The sequence below is a fragment of the Devosia sp. WQ 349K1 genome, assembly GCF_016595685.1.
In the GTDB taxonomy this organism is placed as follows: Bacteria; Pseudomonadota; Alphaproteobacteria; order Rhizobiales; family Devosiaceae; genus Devosia.
In genome coordinates, this window is sequence record NZ_JAENGO010000001.1 from 343,938 (window position 1) to 357,196 (window position 13,259).

Below are 13,259 nucleotides of genomic sequence, written 5' to 3' on the forward strand. Positions count from 1 at the left end.
AGACGTCTGACGTCTTCTATCCTAATGTATGGCTGCACGCAAGCCTTGTATCCAAGCGAAATACGCGGAATATCGCGGCACGCTACGGCGAAAATACACGCATGGTAGGAAAATGAGCGAACCGACTGACAGCACCAATAGCCCATTGCGGATGCGCCGCTCGACCACTGCCGAACAGATCAAGCACCTGATTATGCAAAGGGGTTTGCGGCCCGGGGATACCATCCCGACCGAAGCGGAGCTCTGTAATGATCTTGGGGTTTCCCGTTCATCGGTGCGCGAGGCGATTCGCACTTTGGCCACACTCGACATCGTGGAAGTCAGGCACGGTCATGGCACGGTCGTGGGGAATATGAGCCTGACCCCACTTGTCGAGACACTTGTGTTTCGCGGCGCGCTGACACCCGGCGATGATCTTGAGGCGCTGCGTGAAGTGATCGAACTTCGTCGCGTGCTGGACTTGGCATTCACCGACGCTGTGGTGGACGCTCACAAAGGCAAGGCGAACCCGATCATAGAACGGCTCGTCACAAACATGGTCGAGCGCTCCAATAACAATGAACCCTTTTTGAGTGACGACAGGCTCTTCCACTCTGAAATGCTGTCACCGGTCGGCAATCCACTGGCCGTTCAGCTCGTCGCAGCTTTCTGGGACATCCATACGGCCGTATTGCCGAAACTTGACCTGGCCCTTCCAGACGACATGCGCCAAACAGCGCAAGCGCATAGCGACCTCTATTGGTCGGCACAACGCGGAGACCATGAGGGCTACCGCCATGCCGTAATCGCGCACTACGATCCACTGGTGCGCATGCTGCAGAAGCAGGCGAAGTCGTAGTACCCTGCCCCAGTTGCGCAAGTGAATGCGTCGCTATCCCGAAGAATAGCGACGCCAAGAGATTTCATACTGCCCGGCACCGAAGGCTAAACGACCTAGCCGAACGCCAGGCGATCAGATTTTAGGACGCCGCACGCAGGCTTCCCGTACCACCAGACGCCTGTACTGAACGCGTACCCGCCAGTATCGCCGCCTCGAGGCATGCCTCCTTCGGCTGGCCATTTAGCCAAGCGTCGATAAACCCGGCATTAAAGGCATCCCCAGCGCCGGTCGTGTCGACCACCTCAACCTTTGCACTGCTGCGGGCGATCACCTCACCCTCGCAGGCCAGCATAGCCCCGTCGCCCCCTAGTTTGAGTGCAACAACGGGGAAATGCGATGCCAACTTGGCCAGTGCCGCGGCCGGATCTGTATCCCCGGTCAGGGCCTGCGCTTCTTCCAGATTTGGCAAAAACAGATCCACATCTTTTGCACGTTCAAAGAACAATGGATCCTTGATAAGCGTGTCATCCCAACTCGGGTCGAGAGACACGGTCAGTCCCTGCGCCTTCGCCAGAGCGACAGCATCCTGCATTTCGTAAAGCGTTGCATATTCGGCAATATGCAAATGCGCTGCCTGATCCCAGGCGATTGCGGTCTCAAAGGTTTCCGGGCGTGCATAGCCCGCACGACGCGAGAGAAAGGCGCGATCACCGCTATTGACGATAACCACAGTCAACTGCGGACCAGCAGTTTCGTGCCGATCAAGGAACTGCAAATCCAGCCCAAGCGTCTCGATCTCACCGCCCAAGGTGCGCGAAAGCGGATCCGTGCCAAAGCGTGCCACGACCGCTGAGCGACGACCATGCGCTGCAACATGGGCCGCCGTGATCAGCGCACCACCACCTGGGGTTAAAGCGAAATCGTCAGCGAAGATTTCGCGTCCAAGTTGCGGCATGCCGTCGAGGCCGCGAAACACCATGTCGCAATATATACGGCCGAGGCTGAGAACAGCCCCGGCTTTGTTCGAAGTCGATGTCATGCGCGGCCAATAGCCTTTTCGGTCACGGCATCAAAGAGATAAAGCGAACCAGGCTCTGCCCGTACTGTCACCGACGAACCCACAGCAGGCACAACGCGGCCTGGTGCCGTACCGATGACGGTTTTGCCATTCAGGCCAATGTGCACCAGAGTTTCCGAACCAAGCGGCTCGACAGCCTCCACCAGACCGCTGGCGACAAAACCATTGCCCTCGCCTTCACCGACCACAAGATCATGCGGACGGATGCCAACCAGCACCTTGGCGTCATGGCCGGGAAGTGTGAGCCCGGAAATGGCGGCGCCGGCCACGCTGAGGTCCGACGCTGTCAGATGGCCATCGATCATGTTCATTGATGGGCTACCGATAAAGCGCGCGGTGAACACATCCTGAGGATTCTCATAAAGCTCTGTCGGCGACCCGGCCTGCAGAATATGACCATCGCGCATAACCACGATCTTGTCGGCCATGGTCATGGCTTCCACCTGATCGTGCGTCACGTAAACAATGGTCGTGCCAAGACGCTGATGTAGCGCTTTGATTTCCATGCGCATTTGCGAACGCAGCTGCGCGTCAAGGTTCGAGAGCGGTTCGTCGAAAAGGAACGCAACGGGGTCGCGCACCATCGCGCGACCGATAGCAACGCGCTGACGCTGACCGCCAGAGAGAGCTGCAGGACGGCGATCGAGCAGATGCGACAGGCCCAAGAGCTTGCCAGTTTCTTCGATGCGCTGCTGCTTCTCAGCCTTCGAGAGCTTTGAGGTATAGAGCCCAAAACCGATGTTCTGGCCAACCGTCATATGCGGGTAAATCGCATAGTTCTGGAACACCATAGCGATATTACGCTGCTTCGGCTCGCGCTGGTTCACCACCTCATTACCGATCAGCAACTTCCCGCCGGAAATGTCTTCCAAGCCTGCGATCATGCGCAGTGTCGTTGATTTGCCGCAGCCCGATGGACCGACAAAGACAACGAATTCGCCGTCTTCGATCTTAAGGTCAATACCGTGAACGGCTTGGGTTTTGCCATAAGCCTTGATCAAGCCCTGAAGTTCGATACTGGCCATCAGACTGCTCCCTTTAATGCGGTGAATCGCTCATTGAGCGTGCGCGCGGCGTCAGCCTGTCGGCGCAAGATTGTTTCGTGTTTTGCAGCAAGTTCTGCTGCTTTGGTTTTGTAGCCAGCAATGGCGGCGTTCAGCGGCTCAGGTGCCGGACCGCCGTAGCGTGTCCGCACAGCGACGAAATATTCTGGCGAGACGATTTCAGCAAAGCTGGCTTCGTTCAGTGCAGTTTCGCGCTGCGTTGCGTGCTGGAAGGCCTCCCGGAATGGAGTGTAGCCGTCCTTGGCCAGATCGCCCTTTTTGGCGACAACCGATTTAGCCACTGCGGCCGCAATCTCGTGTCCTTCACGGAACGACAAGCCCTCGCGACGAACCAGACTGTCCGCCAGTTCGGTGATGGTGATGCAGGAGCGCGAGATATTTTCGCGCACACAATCAGGGTTGATGCGGATTTGTGCAACCAGAGCGGCCAACAGGTCGAGCACGCGATAGGCACTGGCGAAAGCGCCATAGCCCATCGACTGCGTTTCCCCTTCGCTGTCGTTCATATCGGTGAACGGGGTGTTGTGCACCACGGTCAGCATGGCATGAGCGCGACCAACGGTCTGGCTCGAAAGATGACGCAAGTGCTCAATCGGCACCGGATTGCGCTTCTGAGGCATGATCGAGGAGATTTGCACGAGGCTATTTGGCACATAGATCTGCCCGACCTCAAAGCTTGTCCACACTTGGAAGTCTTGAATGACACGACCAAGGTGGAGGAACATCAGTTCAATGGCTGAGTAGGTGGAAGTGATGTAATCCACGCCCGCAATGCAGGAATAAGAATTCTGCAAAGGCTCTGAAAAGCCCAAGAGGTCGGCAACGCGGTGACGATCAATCGGGAACCCCGAGGTCGTGATCGCAGCCGCACCCATCGGCGAGTAATCGAGAATGCGGTATGCTTCGAACAGCCGCTCGATGTCACGACCAACAAACTCTACAACTGCAGAAAGGTAGTGACCAAAGGTGGTTGGCTGCGCTGGCTGGCCATGAGTATAGGCGACTATCAGCGTCGCCCTTTCCCGTTCAGCCGCATCAATGAGCGCTGCATGCAGCGCCAGTGCCTTCTCGAGCAACACGTTCAACCGCTCGCGGATACCCAGCTTGAACAAAGTATGATCGATATCGTTGCGCGAACGGGAGGTGTGCAAACGCCCACCAAGGTCCGGGCCAACGCGCTTTTTCAATTCGCGTTCGATCAGGAAGAAGAAGTCTTCTACCTCACCGGTGTAAACAAGGGACGACGGCTCAATTTCGGCATCAATGCTCTCGAGCGCTTTAGCAATGTCCCTTCCCTGCACTTCGGTGAGAATGCCGGTTTCAACCAGCATCACCAAATGCGCACGGTCGATGGCGCGGAAACCTTCGACGTGGTGATCCTTCGCCCCATCAAAGAGGGGGCGAAGAACGGTTTCTTTGTAGACTGGGTCCGGAAAGACCGAGGTGTCAGTGAGACGTGGGTCGGTCATGCCTTAGCCCTTCAAACCGGCCAGCATGACACCGCGAACGATGTAGCGCTGGAGAGCAAGGAAGACGAGCAGCGTCGGAATGGTGCCGATTGCGGCGCCAGTCATAATCAACTCCCACTGGATCGCAGCTTCCGCCGAGAACGAAGAGATACCCACAGGCAATGTGTAGAGCTCCTTGGAGGTCGTCACAATCAGCGGCCAGAAGAAGGCGGTCCAGTTGCCGAGGAAGGAGAAGATGGCCAGAGCAGAGATGGCAGGAACCACCATCGGCATAGCGATCTTCCACCAGATGGTGAATTCGTTCAGCCCATCAACGCGGGCCGCCTCGAGGAAGTCGTTCGGCACGCCTTCAAAGAACTGCTTCATCAAGAAGGTGCCAAATGCCGTCATCAGGCCTGGGAACATGATCCCCCAATACGAGTTCAGCCAACCCAGCTGGCTCGACATCAAATACCACGGGATCACCAACATTTCGGTCGGGATCATCAAGGTCGACAGAATGGCGAGGAAGATGAAGTAGCGGCCACGGAATTGGAACTTCGCCAGCGTGTAGCCAACCAGACTGTCGAAGAAGACGTTCGACGCGGTCACAACGACAGCAATGAAAGTCGAGTTGATGAACCACTGCAGGAAGCGACCATCCTGCAGAACCTTCAGATAATTCTCAAAGGTCGGCGCAGCTGGGATCAGCTTGAGGTCATAGACCTGACCCGACGTTTTGAGCGAGGTCGAGAACATGAACAGCAATGGCGTGATCATGATCAGCCCACCGATGAACAGCAGCGTCCATGCAATGTAACGACCGGGACGAATATCGCGGCGGTTGGCCGCCAATTCAGAGGAAACGGTTGTAGCGGTCATTTCTTTTCCCTCAGCACATAGAGCTGGAGCAGAGAGACGATGAGCAGGATGGTGAACAGCACCACTGTCTGCGCAGCGGCATAGCCCATCTGGTAGGACGAGAACGCGGTCTGATAGATCATCAACACCAGTGGCTTAGTCGAGTTCAGCGGACCACCCGGATCATTGGTGGTCATATTGTAGACCTGGTCAAAGATGCGGAGGAAACCGATGGACGAAAAGACGACGAGGAACACGGTTGTCGGCTTCAGCAGCGGAATGGTGATCTTGCGCAAAATAGCGCCATCGCCCAAGCCGTCGATGCGCGCGGCCTCATAAAAGGTCGATGGAATAGCCCGCAGACCAGCCATGAAAATGATGATCTGGAAGCCCAATCCTGCCCAAATGGCTGGAATGAGAATTGAGAACAGCGCTTGATCGACCGAACGCAGGAATGGCTGCTGCGGGATCCCAACACTGCTCAGAACGGAGTTAATCACGCCGATTGGAACCGGCTGATAGAACCAACGCCATACCCAACCCATAGCCGCAGCCGTGGTTAGGAAGGGCAGGAAATAGAGCGCACGGATGAAACCATGCATGAAGCGGACGCGGTCGAGGTAGTAGGCGATCAAGAAGGAGATCACCAAACTCAGTGGCGTACCGATGATAAGATAGAGGAAGGTGTTGTTGAACACTTTCCAGAAAGCTGGATCGGCGAACATTTTTTGATAGTTCGCAAAGCCGATAAACTTGGCCGGACGCAAGAGGTCCCAATTGGTCAGCGATAGCCAAAACGCCTGAAACGTTGGATAAAATCGAATGCCTGCGTAGAAGGCGATCGGGATGATGAGAAACACCCAAGCCCAGATCACACGCTTTTGGCCGATAGTCAGTCGGTCCCAAAGCCGAACCGGTCCTGACTGTGGAAGTGCGTTCGTTGACGCCATGTTTGCTCCTTGTGGGGCACCCGGGCGCTAGAGCCACAGATCCACACCGCCTGACGAACCACCCCGATCACAAGGACCGGGATGGAACGAATTTTTGGAGATAATCGCGAGCTCTAAGCCCGGCGATTAGCGGTTGTCGTTGATGATCGCCTGCTCTGCAGCAGCTGCAGCAGCAACGGAGTCGGCTGGCGACTGACCTTCGAGCAGAATACGATTAACCGCATCGATCGCTGTCGTACGCTGACCAGCTTCGTCGTAGAAGCGAGTGGTGTGAGCGTATTCAAGGCCCTTCAAGAACGGCGCGCGGATTGGATCAGCAAGATTGGCTTCGGTCAGTGCAGCGTCGCGACGCGCTGGCAGTTCGCCAACCGTTTCCAGCCAGATGTTCATCGCCTCTTCCGAGGAAATGTACTGCAGGAACTTCTGCGCAGCTTCTAGCTCTTCACCCTGAGCAGTCGCGCCGATGCCGTTAGCAAAGTAGGACGAGTAGTTCGAACGCATACCGTTTGCATCGGCTGGCAGCTCGACAACACCCCATTCAAATGGGTTGGCGGCGAACGCACCGAGACGGAACGTACCGTCGATGGTCATAGCAGCAAGGCCTGCACGGAATGCTGCCTGACCTTCATCCATGAACCCAACCAGGCCAACCTTCTGCTCGGTCTGCAGGTCCGTATAGAACTTCATCGCTGCTGCGCCAGCTTCGTCGTTATAAGCGACGTTGCCTTCTGCATCATATGGGACGCCGCCGAACTGACGAACGAGCACTTCGCGCCACCAGTGGTGATCCTGCCCAGCCATATCGAGCGTGATACCCGCCGAAGTAATGTTGCCACTACCATCAACCTTGGTGGTGGCCTTAGCGGCAGCGACGAGCTCTTCCAGATTGTTTGGAGGCTCGATGCCAGCTTCAGCGAAGTGCGCCTTGTTGTAGAACAGTGCAAGCGAACGCACCGCCGTCGGCAGACCATAATAGTCTTCGCCACGCTTCATCGCAGAGACGATTGGGAAAAATTCTGATTCAATCTCATCGTGCGGGAACACAGCCGGATCAAGTGGCTGAATGAGGCCACCGTTCACGAACTGATCGGTCCAACCGTAGAAGAGCTGCACAACATCCGGACCCTGCCCTGCAACCTTAGCAGCGACAACGCGCGTCTGGTAATCGGCATAAGGGAAGGTGGTCTGCTTGACGGTAATGCCTGGGTTAGCCGCCTCGAAATTCTCGATCAGCTTGTCCATAGCCTGAACACGGCTATCGAACACATACTGCCAGTATTCGATTTCAACGGCCTGGGCGGAGCCGAGTGCCAACATGCTGATGCCAGCGGCGAGGCCGGCCATTTTTGCTTTGAAAAGCATTGGTATATATCCTCCATACGACCGTCGGCCTAAGCGACAGCTCTCCATGTGACCTGAAAGTCCCCTTCCAAGCTTGCCTTCAACGTCCCCCAGAATCCAAGCGATTGTCAATAACATAATCTACTTGAGTTATTGTTTTGACATTCGACTTTTGGTGCTATGAGTTGAGCGCATCCTTCGGAGATCACCCTTGACTAGCCGCAGCAAAAAACCCGTACCGCCAATGGTCGCTATCGGCTCCAACCCAGAACGTAACCGCGCACACAATCGCCGCGTCGTCCTGGAAGTGATCAGACTACACGGTCATTTGGGCCGCACTGAAATTGCCCGCCACGCCAAAATCACCGCCCAAGCGGTGACCAATATCGTTGAAGAGCTGCTCGCCGAGGGGATGCTGATAGAATTGGGACGGCTTCGCTCTGGGCGTGGTCAGCCCCCGATCCAATTTGCAGTCAATCCCGACGGCCCACTCACCGCAGGCGTCGAAATCGCCGCCGACCATATGGTGTGCGTCCTTCTCGATCTCTCTGGTCGCGTGCGTGCGCAGTCGATCAGTCGACTTGAGGATACCGGCCCGGCGGTCGTGCCAAAACTTGTCGCAGATGAAGTGGCACGGCTTCAAACCGAACTCTCCGCAACACCGCCCCCCAAACTTTTGGGTATCGGCGTGGTGATGCCCGGACCGTTTGAAATTGAGGGCATGAGCTCTGTCGGTCCGGCGACCCTCCCGGGTTGGACAGGCCACGACCCGCGAAAACTCTTCGCCCAAGCCACTGGTCACGATGTGGTCGTCGAAAACGATGCGACCGCCGCTGTCGTAGGCGAGCGACTCTATGGCGCCGGGCGCCAGCTTACCAATTTCTGTTACCTCTATTTCGGCGTTGGCCTTGGGCTCGGCGTCATACACGATGGCCGCCCATTGCGTGGTGCATTTGGCAATGCTGGCGAAATCGGTCACATCGGCCTAGTGCCGCGCAATGGCGCTGGCAAGGCAGGCCCGGCTGGCGCACTCGAGCGGTTCGTATCCGTTTTCGCTCTGCGTGAGCGTTTGGCCATGGCGGGCATCTATGCCAAAACCGTGGAAGATATCGAGCGCCTGCACGAGGCGCAAAATCCAACTCTGCTGGATTGGATTGAGACCGCTGCGGATTATCTCGCGCCCACCGTGGCCCTACTCGAAAACATTTTCGATCCCGAAACCATTATCTTTGGCGGCGGCCTCCCTGACGCCGTTCTGGAAGCAGTAATTTCAGCAATCAATCCTCTGCCCGTTACTGTGGCCACACGTGACAAACGCGTCTTGCCGCGCGTTCTAGGCGGGCAGACTGGCCAACTAACGGCCGCCCTCGGTGCTGCAGCATTACCATTGCTCGACACCGTCTCCCCGCACCTCAGCCTTTCCGATCCTGCAAACTGACCCATCTTCGACGCAAGGACTAGTCGATCATGCTTTCTGCCCGCGACCGTCTTCATAACCGAGCAAAATCGCCACGCTTCGTCGCGCTCTACCGTGCCCTCACGCGGCTCAAGTCCACTGTGACTGTTATGAACACCGGCGCCCATCCGGACGATGAGCACAACTCAATGCTCGCCTCCTTGCGCCACGAACACGGCGCACGCATTGTTGTCGCCTGCTCGACACGTGGCGAAGGCGGTCAGAACACGCTCGGTCCAGAGCGTTTGGGAGCCCTGGGTGTTGTCCGCAGCCGCGAGCTTGAAGAGGCCGCCCGCGTTATCGATGCCGACATCGCTTGGCTCGGGCACGGACCGAATGACCCCGTTCACGACTTTGGCTTTTCCAAATCCGGCCCAGACACACTCGCCCGTTGGGGCAAGGAACGTACAATCGATCGACTTGTTCGCGCCTATCGCGAATTCCGCCCTGACATCGTTATTCCAACTTTCCTCGACGTTCCGGGCCAGCACGGTCACCACCGAGCCATGACTGAAGCGGCCGAAACCGCTCTCGCTCTGTCAGCCGATCCGACGTATGAAATCGTCGGTCTCACCCCTTGGAAGGTCAGCAAATATTATCTCCCCGCATGGTCCGGGGGCGGCGACTATTATGACGACGAAGTTCCTCCACCTCCCGCAACCACGACGATTGTTGCGGGCACATGCGACCCTGTCACGGGCTTGAGCTTTGCTCGTCTCGGCGAAGTCTCGCGCGCGTATCACGCCACCCAGAATATGGGCGACTGGCGCTATGACGCTTCACGTTGGGACCTCCACCTCGTTGGCGGAACAGCTGAAATCAGTGTCTTTGACGCCCTCCCGACAAAACTGTCGGATCTTGGGTCCCTGCCTGAATTGGCCCGGGCTGACGCGGCTATTGCGAGCGCTATTGCAGCCTTCCCAAAATCGGATGAAATTTTAAGCGCCCTAATTGAGGCCAAGCAGGCACTCAGCAGTATTGACGCAATCGCTGACCATCACGCGCACCGCATCACTCGAAAAATTGTCGAACTCGACGCTGCAATCGTACTGGCCGCTGGTCTGGACCTGACTGCATCCGTATCCTCCCGCGATGTCCTTCCCGGATCGAGTGTAACGATCACTATCGAAAGTGCACATCCACTGGACGGCACTGTCACCGTGACACCAGTAGCGCCAAAAGCTTTTGCTTCCGGCGTTCCTGTCAGTTTTAGCGCCCGCACGGCCATCCTGACTGTCGAGGCCGATCCGCATGCCGACGTCGGCAATCCGTACTACCCAAACTGGTTCAGCCTAGGCGGCAACGGCGCGCTCTGGCTCGAAGTCGAAGCCGAGGTCAGCGGGACCAAGGTTCGCTTTGCACTCGATACAGAAGAAGTCGTCCAAATCGCCCCAGCGAAAAGGGCCGCAATCACGCCCGAGGCGCTCATTCTAGCGCTTCCCGCACAGGGCCAGCACAGCTTCACCGTGAAAAGCACCGGCGCTCCATCGTCTGTATCAGTTGAGAATATCCCCTCTGGGCTCAGCGTCAAATTTGCGGGCGATGCGCTGCGGCTCACAGCAACTCCTGACCTCACTCCCGGTAAATACCACCTGCCACTAAGCGTTGACGGACTTTCGGCTCACGTCGTCACCCCTATTGCCTACGAGCATATCGGCACATCGCGCTATGTCCGCCCGCTCACACTCGACATATTGGCGCTCGATCTGAAAGTGCCTGACACCAAGGTAGGCATCATCAACGGCGGGGCCGACAATGTCAGCTTCTGGCTTAAACGCATGGGCGCCAATGTCATCGACCTAGACGCTGAAGCACTTGCGGGCGACCTCTCAGTCTATGACACTATCATCGTCGGCCTCTTTGCTTTCGGCACGCGCCCAGACTTGAAAGCGGTAACCAGCAAGCTACACACTTTCGTCGAGGACGGCGGGCACTTGGTCACCCTCTACCATCGCCCAACGGACGGCTGGGACAAGCAAACTCCCCCCCCTCGCCCGCTGACGATCGGCTCGCCTTCGCTTCGCTGGCGCGTCAACAACCCATCAAGCACAGTCGAAATCCTGCAGCCCAACCATCCGCTCTTTGCTGGCCCCAATACCATCACCCGCGCCGACTTTGACGGCTGGGATAAAGAGCGCGGTCTCTATTTCGTCTCTCACTGGGATGAAGCTTATGAGCCCCTCCTAAGTATGAACGATGTCGGCGAAAATCCGCTCTTTGGTTCTCTCGTCTCAGGGAGGATCGGTAAGGGGCGCCATACCCACACGAGCCTCGTGCTGCACCACCAGCTCGATAAGCTGGTTCCAGGTGCCTTCCGCATCATGGCTAACCTCTTGCAAAGAGCCTAAAATGGCCCAAACGCGTGCGCTGCCCCTTGGGCTAGCGTGGCTTCTTTCCGACATGGTTCTGGTCACTGTTATGACCGTCCTCGTCAAAATGAGCGGGGCCAGTTACCCATCGGTGCAGATTGTTTTTATTCGCTCGCTCATCGGTCTCGTGAGCGTGCTGCCGCTGGCATGGAAACACCGCACTGCGCTCAAAAGTACCAAGCGACTGGGACAACACAGTTTTCGGGTATTGTGCAATACGCTTGCCCTCAACTGCAATTTCGCAGCGCTGACGGCACTGCCTTTGGCGCTCGTGAACGCCATCGGCTTTACCAGACCACTCGTCACTCTGGCGCTGGCCAGCTGGCTCCTTCAAGAACGCTCGGGGCCGTGGCGTTGGATAGGAACTGGGGTCGGTTTTTTTGGCGTGCTCATCATGATTGGCCCCAATCAAGTCGAATGGAACCTAGGCCTATTAGCCGCTCTTGGCACTGTTGTGTTCGGTTCGCTATCCACGGTGCAAACCCGTGCGCTGGCAGGAGAGAACACAACCACATTGATGGTCTTTTATACCGTTGGGCTGACTGTATTCACATCCGCCCCAGCGATCATCATGTGGGAGCCGGTGCGCCTTGGCGATTGGCCAGTCCTGATAGCGATCGGCGCACTCGCGCAAGTTGGACAATATTGCTTCCTGCGCGCCTATCAGAGCTCCCCAGCCAATCAACTGGCGCCCTTCCACTATCTTTCCATTATAGCCGCAACCGCCGCAGGGTTCCTTGCCTTTGGTGAGATACCATCCGCGTCAACGGCTATTGGAATCGCCATTATCCTATCGGCGCTTTACATCACCAATCATCTCGACAAACGACAGTCGGCACACCGCACCGCACCCGAAGCGCGCGCTCGACCTACGAGGCCCGCATCTTCCGAGGATAGACCCAGATAATAGAAATATCGAGCTTGAGGTGTCTTAAAAAAAGCTCAAAGCCCTGGAGACTAAGGTCCGCGAGGTCCGGTCGAGGTGGCCCGCTCGCGCCCGAGCAAAATACTAACGTGCTAGCGAAACCCGACATGGATCGAACTAATCAACGCAACAATTTCAATGAAAGAAAATGGCGCGAGAGACGGGGCTCGAACCCGCGACCTCCGGCGTGACAGGCCGGAAATTAATCAATTACAACAACACAGTATTCAACTTTTTGCGGCTCACAAGCAGTATCAAAAGCGTCAAAAGTTGAAACCGCACTCCATGCTTGCCGTTCAGTTTTGCCTAGGCCTTTCGCAAACGCTTGCCTGTTGACCGCCTGACACATATTCAGCAGCTGAAGTCAAGACCGCTAACCGATACTCATGATCGTCCACCAAAGAAATCTCCTTGCCGGAACAGCCAGGCGCTTATTCCCGCTACATCATCGCCTGGTAGCTCTGCTCCACGATGCGGCCTCAGGAAGTCACCGATACGCTGGACTTAGCATTAGAAGCTTCAGGGTGTGATCAGGCGCATGTTCGGCACCGACCGCGCTTGTTGACCGACATCGGACCCAGCTACATCGCCCAAGAGCTAGCCGACTACAACGCACCCGCTGGCATGGATCAGGTTCCAGGCGCTCCACTTCATTCCCAGACACAGGGCAAGATCGAGCGCTTGCACCAGACGCTCAAGAACCGCATTCTACTCGAAAAATACTTCTTGCGAGGTTTCGGTATTCTTCATGTGTGAGTGCCTGGCAACCAGCAACGCCAACGCGCCGAACCGGTGGAAATTCACGCCTCGGCAATCGGCAGATTGATGACTTGGCGGTCCAATTCCGACCTGCAAGGGCGTCCAATAATCAGCGCCTCCACATCAACGGCCGTTCACCCCCGCCTCAAAAAATCCCTGCGTGATTGATACCTTCGTGCCCCTCGTCG

Annotated in this window: 10 protein-coding genes and 1 pseudogene; 5 read left to right on the plus strand and 6 right to left on the minus strand. The window is 56.7% G+C overall.

Annotated features, from left to right (window positions below; translation table 11 throughout):
* Positions 1–112: 112 nt before the first annotated feature.
* Positions 113–838: a FadR/GntR family transcriptional regulator gene (locus JHL21_RS01490; RefSeq protein WP_200211515.1), complete on the plus strand. Its 726-nt coding sequence runs from the start codon at positions 113–115 to the stop codon at positions 836–838.
* A 121-nt stretch (positions 839–959) separates the two neighbouring features.
* Here the strand turns inward: JHL21_RS01490 and JHL21_RS01495 are convergent, their stop codons facing one another.
* From JHL21_RS01495 to JHL21_RS01520, 6 genes are all read right to left on the minus strand, one after another.
* Positions 960–1,859, minus strand: a complete 900-nt coding sequence (locus tag JHL21_RS01495) for a carbohydrate kinase family protein (protein WP_200211516.1) — start codon at positions 1,857–1,859, stop codon at positions 960–962.
* Positions 1,856–2,923, minus strand: a complete 1,068-nt coding sequence (locus JHL21_RS01500) for an ABC transporter ATP-binding protein (RefSeq protein WP_200211517.1) — start codon at positions 2,921–2,923, stop codon at positions 1,856–1,858. Before JHL21_RS01500 ends, JHL21_RS01495 begins: the two co-directional genes overlap by 4 nt.
* Complete coding sequence (gene argH / locus JHL21_RS01505) at positions 2,923–4,431, minus strand: argininosuccinate lyase (RefSeq protein WP_200211518.1); 1,509 nt, start codon at positions 4,429–4,431, stop codon at positions 2,923–2,925. The genes JHL21_RS01500 and argH overlap by 1 nt, the downstream gene beginning before the upstream one ends.
* A gap of 3 nt (positions 4,432–4,434) precedes the next feature.
* The gene (locus JHL21_RS01510; protein ID WP_200211519.1) at positions 4,435–5,292 is read right to left on the minus strand and encodes a carbohydrate ABC transporter permease; all 858 of its coding nucleotides are present in this window, start codon (positions 5,290–5,292) and stop codon (positions 4,435–4,437) included.
* Positions 5,289–6,221 (minus strand): carbohydrate ABC transporter permease, encoded by a 933-nt coding sequence (locus JHL21_RS01515; RefSeq protein WP_169193994.1) that lies wholly within the window; start codon positions 6,219–6,221, stop codon positions 5,289–5,291. Before JHL21_RS01515 ends, JHL21_RS01510 begins: the two co-directional genes overlap by 4 nt.
* A gap of 126 nt (positions 6,222–6,347) precedes the next feature.
* Positions 6,348–7,583, minus strand: coding sequence for an extracellular solute-binding protein (locus JHL21_RS01520; protein ID WP_199530488.1), 1,236 nt, complete (start codon positions 7,581–7,583; stop codon positions 6,348–6,350).
* Positions 7,584–7,806: 223 nt separating this feature from the next.
* On the opposite strand from JHL21_RS01520, the gene JHL21_RS01525 reads away from it, so the two are divergent.
* The 4 genes and pseudogenes from JHL21_RS01525 to JHL21_RS01540 all read left to right on the plus strand — a co-directional run.
* On the plus strand, positions 7,807–9,000 hold the full coding sequence (locus JHL21_RS01525) for an ROK family transcriptional regulator (protein ID WP_200212236.1): 1,194 nt from the start codon (positions 7,807–7,809) through the stop codon (positions 8,998–9,000).
* A 29-nt stretch (positions 9,001–9,029) separates the two neighbouring features.
* A complete protein-coding gene (locus JHL21_RS01530; RefSeq protein WP_200211521.1) occupies positions 9,030–11,366 on the plus strand; it encodes a PIG-L family deacetylase in 2,337 nt (778 codons plus the stop codon).
* Between the two features lies 1 nt (position 11,367).
* A complete protein-coding gene (locus tag JHL21_RS01535; protein WP_200211523.1) occupies positions 11,368–12,294 on the plus strand; it encodes a DMT family transporter in 927 nt (308 codons plus the stop codon).
* A gap of 453 nt (positions 12,295–12,747) precedes the next feature.
* Positions 12,748–13,041: pseudogene (locus JHL21_RS01540) on the plus strand (IS3 family transposase); the annotation flags it as partial.
* Positions 13,042–13,259: the final 218 nt, after the last annotated feature.

Coding starts and splice junctions, on each gene's coding strand:
- JHL21_RS01490 (WP_200211515.1), top strand. CDS start 113: ATGAGCGAACCGACTGACAGCACCAATAGCCCATTGCGGATGCGCCGC.
- JHL21_RS01495 (WP_200211516.1), bottom strand. CDS start 1,859: ATGACATCGACTTCGAACAAAGCCGGGGCTGTTCTCAGCCTCGGCCGT.
- JHL21_RS01500 (WP_200211517.1), bottom strand. CDS start 2,923: ATGGCCAGTATCGAACTTCAGGGCTTGATCAAGGCTTATGGCAAAACC.
- argH (WP_200211518.1), bottom strand. CDS start 4,431: ATGACCGACCCACGTCTCACTGACACCTCGGTCTTTCCGGACCCAGTC.
- JHL21_RS01510 (WP_200211519.1), bottom strand. CDS start 5,292: ATGACCGCTACAACCGTTTCCTCTGAATTGGCGGCCAACCGCCGCGAT.
- JHL21_RS01515 (WP_169193994.1), bottom strand. CDS start 6,221: ATGGCGTCAACGAACGCACTTCCACAGTCAGGACCGGTTCGGCTTTGG.
- JHL21_RS01520 (WP_199530488.1), bottom strand. CDS start 7,583: ATGCTTTTCAAAGCAAAAATGGCCGGCCTCGCCGCTGGCATCAGCATG.
- JHL21_RS01525 (WP_200212236.1), top strand. CDS start 7,807: ATGGTCGCTATCGGCTCCAACCCAGAACGTAACCGCGCACACAATCGC.
- JHL21_RS01530 (WP_200211521.1), top strand. CDS start 9,030: ATGCTTTCTGCCCGCGACCGTCTTCATAACCGAGCAAAATCGCCACGC.
- JHL21_RS01535 (WP_200211523.1), top strand. CDS start 11,368: ATGGCCCAAACGCGTGCGCTGCCCCTTGGGCTAGCGTGGCTTCTTTCC.